This is a genomic window from Erysipelothrix sp. strain 2 (EsS2-6-Brazil), from assembly GCF_016617625.1.
GTDB lineage: Bacteria > Bacillota_I > Bacilli_A > Erysipelotrichales > Erysipelotrichaceae > Erysipelothrix > Erysipelothrix piscisicarius.
The window spans coordinates 21,562-37,387 of record NZ_SBAR01000010.1; the positions used below are offsets into that span (position 1 = coordinate 21,562).

19 protein-coding genes are annotated in these 15,826 nt (G+C 38.3%); 15 read left to right on the forward strand and 4 right to left on the reverse strand.

Annotated features, from left to right (window positions below; translation table 11 throughout):
• Positions 1-54 precede the first annotated feature (54 nt).
• Positions 55-495 (reverse strand): hypothetical protein, encoded by a 441-nt coding sequence (locus EPJ89_RS06690; RefSeq protein ID WP_200542800.1) that lies wholly within the window; start codon positions 493-495, stop codon positions 55-57.
• A 134-nt stretch (positions 496-629) separates the two neighbouring features.
• On the reverse strand, positions 630-1,130 hold the full coding sequence (locus tag EPJ89_RS06695) for a YbaK/EbsC family protein (protein WP_161637595.1): 501 nt from the start codon (positions 1,128-1,130) through the stop codon (positions 630-632).
• Between the two features lie 149 nt (positions 1,131-1,279).
• Here EPJ89_RS06695 and EPJ89_RS06700 point away from each other — a divergent pair, with 149 nt between their 5' ends.
• Positions 1,280-2,587, forward strand: a complete 1,308-nt coding sequence (locus EPJ89_RS06700; RefSeq protein ID WP_200549309.1) for an MATE family efflux transporter — start codon at positions 1,280-1,282, stop codon at positions 2,585-2,587.
• 37 nt (positions 2,588-2,624) lie between these two features.
• Positions 2,625-3,116 carry a GNAT family N-acetyltransferase gene (locus EPJ89_RS06705; protein WP_161637593.1) on the forward strand — a complete coding sequence of 164 codons (492 nt, stop codon included), beginning with the start codon at positions 2,625-2,627 and terminating at the stop codon, positions 3,114-3,116.
• A gap of 20 nt (positions 3,117-3,136) precedes the next feature.
• On the opposite strand, the gene EPJ89_RS06710 is transcribed toward EPJ89_RS06705, so the two are convergent.
• Positions 3,137-3,634: a YbaK/EbsC family protein gene (locus EPJ89_RS06710; RefSeq protein WP_200549311.1), complete on the reverse strand. Its 498-nt coding sequence runs from the start codon at positions 3,632-3,634 to the stop codon at positions 3,137-3,139.
• A gap of 146 nt (positions 3,635-3,780) precedes the next feature.
• Here EPJ89_RS06710 and EPJ89_RS06715 point away from each other — a divergent pair, with 146 nt between their 5' ends.
• Positions 3,781-4,608 carry a hypothetical protein gene (locus tag EPJ89_RS06715; protein WP_200549313.1) on the forward strand — a complete coding sequence of 276 codons (828 nt, stop codon included), beginning with the start codon at positions 3,781-3,783 and terminating at the stop codon, positions 4,606-4,608.
• Between the two features lie 26 nt (positions 4,609-4,634).
• Positions 4,635-5,417 carry an alpha/beta hydrolase gene (locus EPJ89_RS06720; RefSeq protein ID WP_200549314.1) on the forward strand — a complete coding sequence of 261 codons (783 nt, stop codon included), beginning with the start codon at positions 4,635-4,637 and terminating at the stop codon, positions 5,415-5,417.
• 6 nt (positions 5,418-5,423) lie between these two features.
• Here EPJ89_RS06720 and EPJ89_RS06725 read toward each other — a convergent pair whose 3' ends face one another.
• Positions 5,424-6,746, reverse strand: coding sequence for an MATE family efflux transporter (locus EPJ89_RS06725; protein ID WP_200549315.1), 1,323 nt, complete (start codon positions 6,744-6,746; stop codon positions 5,424-5,426).
• 106 nt (positions 6,747-6,852) lie between these two features.
• On the opposite strand from EPJ89_RS06725, the gene EPJ89_RS06730 reads away from it, so the two are divergent.
• From EPJ89_RS06730 to EPJ89_RS06780, 11 genes are all read left to right on the forward strand, one after another.
• Positions 6,853-7,536, forward strand: coding sequence for a YjjG family noncanonical pyrimidine nucleotidase (locus EPJ89_RS06730; RefSeq protein WP_200549316.1), 684 nt, complete (start codon positions 6,853-6,855; stop codon positions 7,534-7,536).
• A 270-nt stretch (positions 7,537-7,806) separates the two neighbouring features.
• Complete coding sequence (locus EPJ89_RS06735; protein ID WP_161637261.1) at positions 7,807-8,679, forward strand: N-acetylneuraminate lyase; 873 nt, start codon at positions 7,807-7,809, stop codon at positions 8,677-8,679.
• Between the two features lie 12 nt (positions 8,680-8,691).
• Positions 8,692-9,567 carry an ROK family protein gene (locus EPJ89_RS06740; protein ID WP_161637262.1) on the forward strand — a complete coding sequence of 292 codons (876 nt, stop codon included), beginning with the start codon at positions 8,692-8,694 and terminating at the stop codon, positions 9,565-9,567.
• 1 nt (position 9,568) lies between these two features.
• A complete protein-coding gene (locus EPJ89_RS06745; RefSeq protein ID WP_161637263.1) occupies positions 9,569-10,390 on the forward strand; it encodes a MurR/RpiR family transcriptional regulator in 822 nt (273 codons plus the stop codon).
• 197 nt (positions 10,391-10,587) lie between these two features.
• On the forward strand, positions 10,588-11,883 hold the full coding sequence (locus EPJ89_RS06750) for an ABC transporter substrate-binding protein (RefSeq protein WP_161637264.1): 1,296 nt from the start codon (positions 10,588-10,590) through the stop codon (positions 11,881-11,883).
• A gap of 67 nt (positions 11,884-11,950) precedes the next feature.
• Positions 11,951-12,847, forward strand: a complete 897-nt coding sequence (locus EPJ89_RS06755; protein WP_161637265.1) for a carbohydrate ABC transporter permease — start codon at positions 11,951-11,953, stop codon at positions 12,845-12,847.
• A 12-nt stretch (positions 12,848-12,859) separates the two neighbouring features.
• Positions 12,860-13,693, forward strand: a complete 834-nt coding sequence (locus EPJ89_RS06760; protein ID WP_123171223.1) for a carbohydrate ABC transporter permease — start codon at positions 12,860-12,862, stop codon at positions 13,691-13,693.
• 4 nt (positions 13,694-13,697) lie between these two features.
• Positions 13,698-14,396, forward strand: coding sequence for an N-acetylmannosamine-6-phosphate 2-epimerase (locus tag EPJ89_RS06765; RefSeq protein ID WP_200542794.1), 699 nt, complete (start codon positions 13,698-13,700; stop codon positions 14,394-14,396).
• 14 nt (positions 14,397-14,410) lie between these two features.
• Complete coding sequence (locus EPJ89_RS06770; RefSeq protein ID WP_200549317.1) at positions 14,411-14,704, forward strand: hypothetical protein; 294 nt, start codon at positions 14,411-14,413, stop codon at positions 14,702-14,704.
• Positions 14,705-14,817: 113 nt separating this feature from the next.
• Entirely contained in the window at positions 14,818-15,315 is a 498-nt protein-coding gene (locus EPJ89_RS06775; RefSeq protein WP_161637268.1) for a DUF3307 domain-containing protein, read from the forward strand.
• Positions 15,316-15,350: 35 nt separating this feature from the next.
• Entirely contained in the window at positions 15,351-15,773 is a 423-nt protein-coding gene (locus EPJ89_RS06780) for a GNAT family N-acetyltransferase (RefSeq protein ID WP_200542792.1), read from the forward strand.
• Positions 15,774-15,826: the final 53 nt, after the last annotated feature.

The following is a 15,826-nucleotide window of genomic DNA, read 5'->3' on the forward strand; positions in this document are numbered from 1 at the left end:
GTTTCCTCCCCTTCATGAATAAGCGAGCACAATTGAATTGTGCTCTGAAAATTACTATGGTGAAAACTCGATGGTTGCTATATTCCAGTTTGGCTCATAATCTGAGGACGACATCCGTGCTGAAACATAGTATCCATTCCAGTCTTCATTGTTCGGCGAGTAAGAAAAATTCACAATACTTTGTGTTCGTTCACCTGATTTATCATAATAAGGTACAGGATAATATGTTTTGGAAGCTCGATAACCATAATGAGTTCCCCAAAGATCACCGTAAGTTGTAAACCAAGTGGATGTACTAATAAAATGAATTTGACCGGACAAATTATCATTCTTTTTCAATCCATGTGTTGGACTGGACCACTTACCCCATGGTGGCATGTGAACATCCAACTTTGAACTCCAGTTTGATGCGTAAGCTACTGTGACAAATACGCTGAGTATAGCTACCGCTAAGAATGATGCTATTAACCGATTTATGGTTTTAAACTGTGACATGTTACACCTCCTTACCTTATTATTAAACCGTCTTAAACACGTAATTTCAACGCTCTTAATATTATTTAAGAAAACAGTATTTAAGGCTTCAAAACACAAAAAAAGCACACGCTTTCGCATGTGCTATATGATAATTATTCTTTATCCAATAATGGAATGTAACGAGGTGTATAGCCAAGATGATCAAGGTAACGTTCAAGATCTTTAAAGGCAATGGTATACGTAATCGAATTATCATTTGGGTGAATTCCAATTGTATCATCACGATCAATGGCTTCATCCACAATCACGGTAATTTCATGATTTTTATCCGCAATTACAGAAGCTGCAGTAAGGCTTCCAAATTCAACGCCAATTAATTCGCGCATCTCTTCACTGGTCGGGAAGGTTAAGCGTTTGGTTCCAAGTTGAGCTTGTAAGTCTTTTAGATCGGGATGTTTTTCATCATGCGCAAGAATTAAATAGAACTCATGTTCCGTTTTTTTCGGTTTCACAAGAAGATATTTAATTTGTGGGCCAGGAAGTTCGGGGATTTCAACTTCTACTGAAAATATGGGTTCATGATGATCTTCACGATATTCAATATTCAGTTCGTGCAATAAGTCTGTAATCTGTTGTCCGTATTGATTTTTCATTCTATTGCTCCTTTTTCTATTTGTACTTCAATCGTAACGCAAATATAACGTGATTACAAGGAACATTCTTGCTAAGTGGTGTGTCTTGCGATGTAAATAAAATCTGCTATACTTATCATTATGTTTAGAAAATAATAGAGGTTTATGATATGCGTAAAGATTTTTATCGCAATGTGTTACCCGCGATGTTTGCATTCGCATTTTCGGGTTTATATGCCATTGTCGATGGATGGTTTATTGGTCAAAATGTAGGCGATTTAGGCATCGCTGGAATTAATTTAGCTTATCCGATTACGTCCTTTATACAGGCTTTAGGAACGGGAATTGGCCTTGCGGGTGCGATTCAAATAGGGATTGCTCTTGGCTCTCATGATCGACAAGAACAAGAACGGTTTCTCAAAACAACGGTAATCATGCTTTTGGGTGCTTCGATTGTAGCTTTTGTCTTGCTCTTTAAAACCTATCCTCAAATTTTAACGTTTTTTGGTGCGCAAGGACGTCTTCTTGATTATGCTGCAGACTACATTCGCATTATTATTCTGTTTTCGGTATTTCAAATTCTTGCGACCGGTTTGGTTCCCATTATCCGAAATTATGGTGGAACAATGTTTGCGATGGTTGCGATGATTATCGGATTTATCACGAATGTCATCTTGGATGGTTATTTTGTTTCGGTCCTTAAATTAGGAACTGCTGGAGCGGGTTATGCGACGATTATTGGCCAGGCGTTAACGATGCTATTATGTATCGGTTATATGTTTAAACATGTTCCATTTGGTGGTACACAAAAAATAAACATTACACGCGATTCAATCATTCAAGTCCTTAAGGTTTCACTTTCACCTTTTGGGCTCATCTTAGCACCGAATTTAATGATTATAGTATTAAACCAATCCGCTATTCAATATGGAGGGGATGTCGCTGCTGCAAGTTATGGTGTTATTTGTTATGTCGTCTTTAGCGTTCAACTCTTACTTCAAGGCATTGGTGATGGATGCCAACCTTTAATCAGTCGTTATTATGGTAATGACAGTATGGACAAAGTTCATGAGATTGTTTCCATTGCGATTCGATTTGCGTTAGGGGTTGCACTGACCTGTATGGGAATTCTATACAGTTTAAGATTTATGATTCCTGGATTTTTTGGTGCATCAGAAGAAGTTGCCTTGATGATTGCGGAAGTCATGCCTTTATTCTTACTTGGATTAATCCCGATTGCATTCTTGCGTGTTTCCACATCCTACGCCTATGCGACACGGGATAATCATACTGCTTATCGCCTGATATACAGTGAACCGATTCTTACCACAATACTCTTGTTAGGGGTGCTTCCTCATACCTTTGGTTTACAGGGGGTTTGGCTCTCGGTTCCTCTTGCACAATACTGTGTTTTACTTTACTCCATGGTGGTATATTGGAAACAACTAAATCAACACAAACGAGATTTTCACGCATAGTCCAAATGAACTTGATATGATATTAGTGAGGTGAATGATGAAACTCAAAACACACAAATGTATTATTAGGCCCTTTTGTAGGGAAGATTTTAATTATGCTAAGACATGGCTGAATGATTCCACGGTGATGCAGTTTATTGAACCGGTTATGGATGATGAAACAATAAAAGCGTTTTTAAAGACGTACTGTCTCATTGAAAATCCCCCTTTGTTTGCGATCGAAGATCGGGAAACTCAAGAAGCGATTGGACATGTTATTTTTCATCAATTGGAGTCTGAGGATGTTGGGGATCATTTAAAGACGTATGAAATGGGCTGGATTTTACGACAGAGTGCTCAAAAGCAAGGGATTGGTCGTGAAGTGAGCGAAGCCCTCATTGAGTATGGTTTTAGAACGTTGGCGTTAAAGCGAATTGTTGCCTATGCCATTCCTCACAATACGCCGGCCATTCATCTTTTAACAGATCTCGGTTTTACCGTAAAGATGCAAGATCAAGATCTCATTGAGTTTGAACTTGTATATCATTAAAAAGACCTCCTAGGAGGTCTTTATTTTTGTTTCAATTCAAGATATCGGGGTGTATACCCAAGATGATTGAGGTATTTTACCACATCACGAACCTGTAAGGTTAAGGTGATGGTGTTGTTGTTGGCGAGAAGACCAATGGTATCATCGCGGTCAATAGCGGTATCAAAAATTGGGGTGACTTTATGATCGGTGTCTGCAATAAGTGAAAGCAATGTAAGTGAACCGAATTCAATCCCTAATAAATCTTTCATCGCTTCATTCGAAGGAAATGAGAGCCGCTTGGTTCCCAAGTCCTGAGCAAGCTGTTTTAAATCAGGATGTGTTTCATCGTGTGCGACGACTAAGTAATATTCATCCGTCTTCTTAGGTTGTAACAATAAATATTTAACTTGTGGACCTGGAATATCGAGATCATCGGATTCAACGGAAAAGATTGGTTTATGATGGTCTTCGCGATAGGGAATGTCAAGTTCATGGAGTAAATGATAGATTTCTTCCTGATATGGTTGTGGATTCATGAAAAACCCTCCTGTTTCTTTACAATCATCATAAGTGATTTTGAAAGAGGTTTCAAGGATTACCTCGAGAAGTATGAGATATGCGTGAACTCATTGCTTTTCATAAGTGTCTAAGCTATTATTTTCATACATATTGGAGGAGCGTTATGAAAAAAGTATATGGAATCATCTTGGTGATGTTAAGTTTTGTGCTGGTGGGGTGTGGCTCGAATCCGCAAGGATCGGAACAAAAAGCAATTGACGCTTTTTTTGCGGGAAAAACTTATACAGCCTATATCTCGAACATGGAGTCATCGAGTGAATTGGATTCTTATCTAAATCCCTTGGATTATTCCTATGCGAATATGGATGATCTTAATGGTCGTGTTTACTATAAAGAAAATACAAAGGGTGATTTGGTCGTTGGTACCGTGACCATTTTAAACGGTCAAAATCTTAGAACGGAGAAGGTTCATATGTTGAATCATCGCAACAATACAGGGGGGCTTTTTGTTACTGAAAATATCAAAAAGTCTAATGACATTGCCTTGAAGAAATTGACAGAGCTACCACCATTTTCGACAGGTTATGAGTTTCTTGAGTTAAAGAATGGTAAGCGTGTCTTACTTGAATACGATGAAGATACGAATTATGTTGACTCAATCTATATGTTTGACGAATTGATGGACCACTTATTAAGCATTTCACTGTCAAAGCATGATTTTGAAGACGTTATTGATTTATCAAAAACACGAGGGGGTATCATTCGATATTTAGATCGTGATGCTCTGAAAGAACTTCTTCAAGATGAGAACAATCCATTTTGGGATGTTTTAAACAAAAATATTAAAGCAAGCCGTGATGCGTTCACAAGTTCGAATCAAAGTGAAACAAACTCAAATGGTATCCGTCGTTATTTCGTAGCGGATAATGGTAAGACTGCTGAAGCGTGGAAAGAATTTTTAGGCGGCTTTGACGTAAAAAGTATCGACTAGTATGTAAAATAGAAAAGAGGGGTTCTATGAAAAAAAACGGTGCGATGGTCGATGGCACAATCTATTCACCATCATTAGGATTTGATTGGAATTACAGTGTTTACTGTCCATATTTAGACAGTAATGAATCGTTTGGTTCACTCCCTGTTGTTTATCTCTTACATGGGGCAACCGGAAACCATCGTAATATGACGGAGCGGTTTTTATTGCCGGAGTTTCTGGATGAGTGTATGGAACTGGGTGAATGTCGTAAATGTGTTGTGATTTTTGTAGATGGCTTTAACTCGTTTTATCTAAACAGTCGTTGTTTTCAAATGGAGACGGCCGTGATCGAAGATCTTATTCCAACACTTGAAGCGCGTTTAGGACTTCATCCTACCCGAGAAAAACGCTTTATTGGTGGTTTATCTATGGGAGGTTATGGGGCAAGTAATTTAGCTTTACGCTATCCTGAGTATTTTTCAAAGGTAATGGCTTTATCGCCGGCAGTTTGGTATACCATGACACCCACGACCGTAACTTATGAGTGGCATGTATTCCGAAATCAAAATGATGTATTTGATCATGACCTTTGGAATCGTCAACATCCAAGTGCAATGCTTCCGTCATATCAAACCAAAAACCTCCCTGTGTCTTTTCTCGTTATGACGGGAGGTAGGGATGAGGCGGTACCGATTGCGGATGTAAAGCAGTTTGTCGCCGATTTAGAAGCCTATACAGAGGTCGATGTTCATTATCTTGATGATGGAGACCACTCATGGCCTTTTTGGGAGTATGGCACCTATTATGCGTTTAAACATTTTTTCTAAAACAGCTTAGGCTGTTTTTTTAGTGTGTTTAAAAAGGAGTGATGAAACGACTAGGGTAAGCAATTCGTACGCTAGGGGAGCAAACCAAATTGAATTCGCACCCAATACGTAGGGAAGACCTACAACACACAGTGCCACTAGAACGTAGCCTCGTGACATGGAAATGATCATGGCTGGACGAATGCGTTCCAAGGCTGTGAAATAACCCGCAAAGACAATATTAATTCCAGAAATTAGAAAACCATAGCTAAAAATTGGTAAGGCTTTGACTGCAAGGGTAAACGGTTCGATGTTTTCCGCATTAATAAACCCACGAACCAGAACCTCTGGAAAAATCTGACAAAGGAGAAAGAAAGCAAATCCACAGACAACACTGACAAAGAGCGCATCGCTTAAAATCCAATCAATCAGTTTTGTTTCTTCTTGGCCGTGATAGAAACTAACAAGCGGTTGAATGCCTTGGTTGATTCCAATCATGGTAACCGTAACAAGATTGGTTAGATACATCAAAACACCAAAGGCTGCAAGGCCATTGGAACCAAAATAGAAGGCAATTGCGAGGTTAAAGACAAAGGTAATAAATCCAGAAGAAAGCTCTGTTAAGGCATCTGGAATGCCGATTTGAATCATGGTTTTGATCGTCTTAATATTCCATGTAGGCTTGATGAATTTGAGTGTGGACTTCGAAGATTGGAAATACGATAAGAAGAAGATAAAGCCAAAGACTTGCGCAATACCGGTCGCAATCGCTGCACCTTGAATGCCCCATTGAAATTGAATTACGAAAAGATAATCAAAGATAATGTTCACAAAGGCACTTAAGATGATACCCAGTAACGATAAACCGGGAGCACCATCGGCTTTAACCAATACTTCAAGATAATAGGTCAACATAAAGAATGGACTAAAGAAAATCATGATCCTAAGATATTGAGAAACATAGTTCAGGGTATCGGGTGTGGCCCCTAGCACACGAATGAATGGATTGTGCATAAACCCCATGAATAGGGCTAAGATCAGTGCGAAAATCCCTAAAAACCAAAAACCAAGGGAAAAAATGACATTACTTTCATGAAAGTTTTTTTGACCGAAGTAGTAGGTGATGCGGGTTGATGCCCCAACCGCAATCATTAATGCAAACGCAAAGATCATATTAATGTAGGGCATTGAGAGGTTTACGGAAGCTAAAGCTTGAGGACCGACCCCTTTACCGACAAACATTCCATCAACCATGGTATATAAAGAAAAAAAGATCATCGCTCCAATTGAAGGAAGGATGTAACGGGATAGATTCTGACGTAATTGTTTCCGTGTGGGTATTGTATTCATAAAAGACCTCCAAAAAAGAAAATGTACCAAGAATGGCTCAATTTAAGGTCATCATACCATGTTTAACCTCAATGTATGGTAGAATAAATAGGATTTGGAGGACATTATGACATATACTACATTACTATTTGATATTGATAATACCCTGTTAAATTTTAAGGAATCCGAAACGATTGCACTTAAACAACTCTTTGAAGCGTTAAAGGTGCCGTATACCAAAGAAGTCTTGGATTACTACTACGATGTAAACCATCAGTTATGGGAAGCCCATGAACGTGGCGAGATTGATCAACAAACCATTCTTGACAAGCGCTTTGGTGTATCCCTTGCATCCTTTGATTTACCGTATACAGGTCGTGAGATGGATCAAATGTTTCGAACACTGATTGAAGAAAATAATATTTTTATGCCGGGTGCAATGGATTTACTTGCGGCAGTGAAGGATGACTATCGTTTAGGCATTGTGACCAATGGGATTACCGATACACAATATAAACGATTGGATCACGCAAACATTCGTGATTGGTTTGGTCATATCTTTATTTCTCAAGAACTTGGGTATGCGAAACCGATGATTGAGTTTTTTGAAATCGTCGCCAAAGAAATGCAACCGTTTAATCCTGCCGAAACAATTGTATTGGGTGATAATATTAAAGCAGATGTTTATGGTGCCATGAATGCCGGACTTACAGGATGTTGGTATAACCCTGAAGGGAAAGCAAACCCCACGGATATTAAACCGGATTTTGAAATTAAGAACCTGCTTGATTTCCTCGATATTATTAAATAAGCGGTAACCGACAAAAAAATATATTTACGAAAATAATTTTAATGAAAACCGTTTTCGATGGGATTTAAAATTAGAAAAATAAACCGAAGAACCACTTTATAGTGGTTCTTTTTGTATATGGTAATCATTTACAAAGTTAAAGATAGTATACACAAGTGTGAAAGGGCTTACTCCATTGGTATTTGTTTTCAATAAATCATCTTGATTAAAACAATTTTCGATGCTATACTCCAAATGTAAGCGATACCAATAAAGTCGCAGAGGTGGAAAATGAAAAAACTATATTCAGCATTACTGGTTGCCTTTGATGAAAACGGAAATCTTTCCGAACAAGGATTACGTGAAATTGTCCGATACAATATTGATCATAATAACGTCGATGGTCTTTATGTCGGAGGAAGTACGGGGGAAAACTTCTTAATCTCTACTGAAGAGAAAAAACGTATCTTTGAGATTGCTTTTGATGAAACACAAGGGGCATGTGATTTGATTGCGCAAGTAGGTTCCACAAACCTTAAAGAAGCCAAAGAACTTGCACGTTTTGTAACGGATCTCGGATATAAAACAATTTCAGCGGTTACGCCTTTCTATTACAAATTTGATTTTGAGGAAGTTAAAAATTACTACAACCGCATCTTAGAAGATATTGATACAGAGATGATTATTTATTCAATTCCTTATCTAACCGGTGTATCCCTTTCATTGGATCAATTTGCAGAGCTCTTTGAAAACGAGAAAATTAAGGGCGTTAAGTTTACGGCTGCGGATTTCTATCTTCTTGAGCGTATGCGATCAACATTCCCTGAGAAATTAATTTATGCAGGCTTTGATGAGATGTTGTTGCCAGCGTGTGCATTGGGTGTTGATGGTGCGATTGGTTCAACCTTTAATGTGAATGCATTAAAAGCACGTCAAACGATGGATGCTGTGGACGCAGGGGATTTAAAAACCGCATTACAACTTCAAAAAGAGACCAATGACTTAATCAGTGCGGTCTTAGATAATGGCCTCTACAACACATTAAAATTAATCTTAGCGGAGGAAGGGGTTCATGCAGGTATTTGTCGCGAACCCATGAAAGCACCTCAAGATGCACAACGTAAACGTGCTATTGAGATTCACCAAATGTATGTAAAAGCATAAAGGAGGTTTGTCATGAAGCGTTACCGTTGCATTGATATCGGAGGCACTTCGATAAAACATGCATGTTATAACGAGTTGGGTGATGCATTAACTGAAACAGAAACCCTTTCTGTAAAGCAAACACCTGGCAATCATGAAATTGTTGATACCTTGCACCAAATTTTAAAACAGGATTTAGATGTCGATGGTGTTGCGATTTCTACGGCCGGTGTTGTGGATTTAGAAACCGGATCGATTCAATATGCGGGGTATACGATTCCCGATTACACGGGAACCCCGCTTAAAGAAATAATCGAATCAACTTATCACATTCCATGTTTTGTAGAGAATGATGTGAATTGTGCCTGTATGGGTGAATATTGGAAGGGTGCTGCACGCGGTGCATCATCTGTGGTATGCCTCACTATCGGTACAGGGGTTGGTGGAGCTTTAATGTTTGAAGGAAATCTTTGGCATGGTGCAAGCGGTACGGCTGGGGAAGTTGGTTACATTCCAATAAAGAACGCATATTTTCAAGATTTAGCGTCCACAACTGCATTGGTTGAAGATGTGATGAGACATCATCCCAGTGATCAAGTTTTTGATGGACGATTGGTAATTGCCAATGCAAAAAGAGGGGATCTTATTTGTCAACAAGCACTTACACGATTTGTAGATCATTTAGTTCAAGGTCTTGCTACGATTCAATACTTAATCAACCCTGAGGTGATCGTCCTTGGTGGGGGAATTATGGCGCAGCAGGATTATCTTGAACCAATGATTCAAGCTGCACTTGAAAACGCCATGATCCCATCCTTTAATACCGCAAACATCCAATTTGCGAAACTTAAAAATGATGCCGGCATGGTTGGTGCACTCTATCATTTTTTAAGAAGAAAGGAAGGATAACATGGATATCCTCGATGAAATACAAAAACAATATGTCAATTTCTCTCAGAAAGAGAAACAAATTGCCATGTACATTCTGCAAAAAAATAATGAAATAAGAAATATTAATATTGGCAAATTGGCGGAACAAACGGGAACTTCCAGTGCAACGATTACACGCTTTTGTCGCAAGATTGGGTGTGAGAGTTTTGTTGATATGAAAATTCAAATTTCTGCTGCAGAACAAGATGGGATACCGCTTGAGTCTTCGGATATCTTTGATAGTGTTTATTCCTACTACAATCGCGTGATTGATCGTACCAAGAAAAACATCAACAAAGAAGAGTTGGAACGTGTGATTACAGCTTTAAAAGATGCTCAGAGAATCTTTATCTATGGCGTTGGGAGTTCAGGGCTCACAGCGATGGAAATGACGCAACGATTATTACGTATGGGGTTCAATGTCTCCGGTATTACCGATTCCCATATGATGTTGATTAATTCAACCATTACCAAAGAAAAAGATCTTGTGATTGGTATCTCCACATCGGGGAAAACCATTGAAGTCCTTAATGCTGTGAAAACAGCGAAGAATAATGGATCTAAAATACTGTCCATGACCAGTTTCTCAGAAAGTGAATTGGCCCATATTAGTGACTATCAAATGTTTGTATACAACAGTTTATTTATCGACAACAAACGTTTTGTGAATTCACAGTTTGCGATTATGTATCTTGTTGATATTATCTCCATGAAATTATTGGAAGATGATCAATACAGTTATGTAATGAGCCAGACGGTTGATGCGATTATTAAGAAAGCCAATGAGAAAACGGAAGAATAGGTTTATTTAAAGGCGTATTTTACGAAAATTTTTTTAATAAAAGTAAAATCCAAAGCGTGAATACGAAAATGAATTTCATAAATTATGAAATTGTAAATAATTTTATGAAAACGCTTGCAAAGATATAAATAGATGCTATTATGAAATTACGCACAGCATATCCAAATGCTTGATATGCATGTTAGAGGAGGAAAAGCATGAAACGATTTACGAAAGGTGTTATTACAACAGCAGCGTTAGCGTTATTGTTAACAGGATGTGGTAAAAAGAATGATTCTGAAGAAGTAACCATTAAATATTGGAACTTCCCAAACTTTACCAATGATCAAGAATTTCCAGATTCAGCAGATTACGATGCAGCACTTATTAAAGCATTTGAGGAAAAGAACCCAACAATTAAAGTTGAGTACCAAAAAATTGACTTTACAGATGGTCCAGCTAAAGTTGAAACCGCAATTCAATCCAAAACAAATCCTGATGTAATCTATGATGCTCCAGGACGTGTCATTGACTGGGCTTCAAAGGGTTACCTCAAAGAATTTGCAGATGTGGATACAAAACAACTGGATGCATCTGCAGTAAAAGCAAGTAGTCTTGATAATAAACTCTATCTTTACCCACAAGGGATTGCACCATTCTTAATGGCTGTAAATACCAATGTAACAGATAAGTTAGGGATTACAGATCTTCTTCCATTAGATAAAGAAGACAATCCAGGACGTAATTGGACTGTTGATGAATTTGAGACATTCCTAAAAGCAGTTAAAGAAAAAGATCCAGAAATGATTCCGACATTGCTTTATGCAAAATCAGCAGCAGGGGATCAAGGTCCTCGTGCCTTTGTTTCAAACTTATACGGATCATGGATTACAGATGAAGCAATCTCAGAATATACCATTAATAACGAACAAGGTGTTAAGGGTCTTGAATGGGTAGCTAAAGCTTCAAAAGAGGGATTACTTGGAAGTGGACAAGGTCTTGAATCAAAAGATGGTCAAGAATACTTCAAATCCAATAAAACCGCAATTTCAATTCTTTCATCTCCAGGACTTCGTACACAACACATGCAAGGTTCCGACATGAATGCACGTTTCTTACCTTATCCAAATGATGCGAAAGCACCTAAATATGAATTCTTAGTTGCGGGTCCTGCTGTATTTGACAACGGTGACGATGCAAAAGCAGCAGCAGCTCAAAAATTCGCAGACTTCATGATTAATGATGAAGTCTGGGGTAAACGTACACTTCTTGCAACAGGAAACTTCTCAGCACAACAAGGTCAAACAGGATTATACGATGATGCAGAACTTAAATTCGCAGAATCACTCACACCTCAATTTGGTCCTTACTACAATACCATTGAAGGTTATGCAAAAATGCGTCCTTACTGGTTCCCAATGTTACAATCTGTAATGAGTGGTGAAGCAGAACCGAAAGCCGCAGCGGATGCATTTGTAGAAAAAGCAAATAATACAATTAAAGAAGCACAATAGGTTATCAATCATAGTATGGGAGATGGATGTTTGTTTCATCTCCCATTTTTATTAGAAGGGGATATGTATGAAGGCATTAAAACAGAAAATTAAAAAGAAGCATATTGATACCAGTGGGTATTTATTCTTACTCCCTGCAATGTTATTCTTCGTGACATTCGTTTTATATCCCATGGTCAAAGGGATCTACTTATCATTTTTCAGATTTAGAGGACGTAACCAGGTCTTCTATGGACTCAATCATTACGCAAACTTAATGCATGATGATATATTCTTAAAATCAATGCGAAATACAGCGGTTATCACCTTAGTGGCGGTACCAATTGTGGTAATGTTGGCACTCTTTATCGCAATCCATATCTATAATAAACACGCTGCAGTTCGATCATTCTTTAGGGGTGTATTCTATATTCCTGCAATCTCTTCGGTTGTTTCCATTACAGTCGTATGGCTATGGATTTATAACCCGGATTTTGGAATCTTGAACTATATCCTAAAAAATGTAGGACTTATTAGTGAAAATGTACAATGGCTTGGAAATTCTAAGACCGCAATCTATGCAATTATTGCAGTCCTTATTACCACAAGTCTTGGACAACCCATTATTCTGTATGTTGCAGCTTTGGGAAACGTTCCAGAAGAGTTATTGGAATCAGCACGCATTGATGGTGCTGGAAACTGGGTTATTTTTAGAAAAATAATCTGGCCACTGATCAAACCAACCACACTCTATATTGTGGTAACAACAACCATCAACAGTTTCCAAATCTTCTCTCTGATTCAATTAATGACAGCCGGAGGACCAAACTACTCTACCTCAACCGTAATGTATCTGGTTTATGAAACGGCGATTATTCTACAAGAATATGGAAAGGCGTCAGCGATGGGAGTTATTCTTGCGGTAATTATCGCAATTATCTCGACCTTACAATTTAAATTCTTGTCCGATGACGTTAATTATTAGGGGGGAACATATATGAAGTTTAAAAAATTTGGACTCTTTAATATCATTTCAATGATATTCTTAGTCGCACTCACCATATTCTTTATCTTTCCATTCTATTGGATTGCATCCGGTTCATTTAAATTACAAGATGTTGCGATTGCCTTGCCACCCGAGTGGTTTCCTTTAAATCCAACATTTGATAACTATAAATTATTACTACAACCACTAACCGCTCGCTGGTTCTTTAACTCAGTGTTTGTGTCCTTAACAACGACATTGTTAGTGTGTACAACTGCTTCGCTTGCTGGATATGCCTTAGCGAAGAAAAAATTCCCTGGGGTTAAGCTGATCTTCGCAATCTTTATTGCTGCGATGGCTTTACCAAAACAGGTAATCTTAATACCGCTTCTACGTTTTATTACCGAACTTGGGTTAATGGATACGTATGCAGCGCTCATTCTTCCAGCAGTTGGATGGCCCTTTGGCGTCTTCTTAATGAAACAATTCTCGCATGCTGTTCCAGATTCTTTGTTAGAATCTGCGGACATCGATGGCTGTGGTGAAATTAAGAAATTCTGGCACATTGTACTTCCAATTGTAAAACCAGGGATTGGAGCGCTTGCAATCTTTACCTTTATTTCAAGTTGGAATGATTACTTCTCACAACTTGTCTTTACAAACTCGGAAGTTATGAAGACACTTCCATTAGGCCTTGCTTCCATGGCACAGTCTGCAGAGTTCTCATTAAACTACGGACTTCTAATGGCAGGGGCATTACTTGCATCCTTACCGATGATTGTTGTGTTCCTCTGTTTCCAAAGCTTCTTTACACAAGGTGTTACAGTAGGTGCTGTGAAAGGATAAGCATATGAAAAAGCATAGTATTTTTAAACAACTCGAGAAGGGTCTTGTCGTTTCATGTCAAGCCCTTCCCGATGAGCCTCTTTATCGTGAAGAGGGTGGGATCATGGTGTTAATGGCTCAAGCAGCAGCACGAGCAGGTGCTGTAGGAATACGAGCACAAGGGGTTACGGATATCAAGCAAATAAAAGCTGCAGTGGATCTTCCAGTGATCGGGCTTATTAAAAAACCTTATCCAAACTACCAACAATATATCACAGTAACCATGACTGAAATTGATGCGCTCGTAGCATCCGGTTGTGATATTATTGCCTTGGATGCAACCTTAAGACCGCGTGGCGATGGTAAAACCATCGAAACATTTATTCATGAAATTAAGACGAAATATCCAGACTGTATTTTAATGGGTGATATTTCAACGTTAGAAGAAGGGATGCATTGTGAAGCGATCGGTATGGACTGTGTGGGCACAACACTCAGTGGCTATACCGATTACTCACCCCAACTGGAAGGACCAGACTATCAACTGATGGTAGATTTAGTTCAAAACGTATCCATACCCGTGATTGCGGAAGGACGAATTCATGCTCCTGAAGCAGCGCGAAAAGCGATTGAATGTGGGGTTCACTGTGTTACTGTAGGGGGTGCGATTACACGACCTCAAGAAATCACAAATCGCTTTGTGAAAGCGATGAACGAAAACTAGAAGGAGTTGGTTTGATGACTTTAAGTCAATTAATTATCGGATGGTTCTATTATGGAATCGTGTTTATGGGTTTATCGGTATTAGCGACATTCCTGTTGAATAAAGTGACCTCCAAACGATGGTTACCACCTCTCATTATTAATGCGGTTTCGATTCTCTTGCTTTTAGGTCTTGCAGCGAAAGGTCTTGTACCATCGAACCAACAAGCTTATGCACTTTATTTTATTTATATGCCCGTTGTTGCCGCAAGTGTCTTGTATAATGGATCCCTTGTCGCAATGGATCGCATTCGTATTTTTATGAAATAATTCTCCTAAAAAGGCAAAGTCACCACTTGCCTTTTTATTTTTGTAAAAAATACTTGATATTATAAAAACATTTCATGTATACTCTAATGAAGTGGGAACGAATGGAGAAGGTTATGATTAATTTGTTTTTATATGTTGCCATTCTACATATTCTTGCAGATTTCCATCTACAATCCAATAAAATGTTTGAGAACAAGAGCTCATCATTTTCTTGGTTGATTGCACATATTGGGGTGCATGCAGTTGTATTTGGCGTGTTTGCGTTTATGTTTGATGGCGAAGCCTTAATGTATATTATGGCAATGGTTTTTATTCACTTTATTTTAGAGTTAATGAAAGCAATACTTGTTCAATGTGAATTGAAAGGGGTATGGGGTCGTACCAGTTTTGTGGAAGGTATCAGTCAATTGATTCATTTTGGAATTCTTTATGCATTTTCGGAATATTTCTTTAGACACCAATTCTTTACAGAGATTACGCAAATTCATACGGTCTTTGGAATGAATGCAACAGTATGTTTAAGTGTTGTTCTTGCAATACTTGTGTTGACAAGACCCATCCAAATTTTAGTTAAATTAAATAAAGGTTCTTTGAATCTTATAAATGTCTAACAGGCCAAGGCCTGTTTTTTAAAAGGAGAAATGTGATGATACGAAAAACACAAATGGATGATTTACCTGCGATTTGGCATTTAATGAATGATTTAGAGGATACAGAGTTTCCCTATGAAGCATTTTGTACTGCTTTTGATGCGGTCTATTCCAATCCCTCCATGCACATGTTTGTGTATGAAGATAAACAGGAGGTTGTGGGGTGTTTGAATATGCGAGTGGATGTGCAACTTCATCACAGTGGTTTGATTGCGGAAATTAATGATTTTGTGATGAATCCATCCTGTCGCGGTCAAGGTTATGGAGCGGCTTTACTGAATCATGCGGAATTATTTGCGATTGAAATGGGAGCACTTCAATTAGAGCTTACGACAAATAAAAAACGAAAACGAGCGCATGCATTTTATACAGCGCATGGCTTTGAATCAACCCATTATAAATTTGTGAAAATGCTTTAATCTTAGACGCATTGGTCTCTTGGAAGAGATGTGATACAATGACAGTTAGCGTA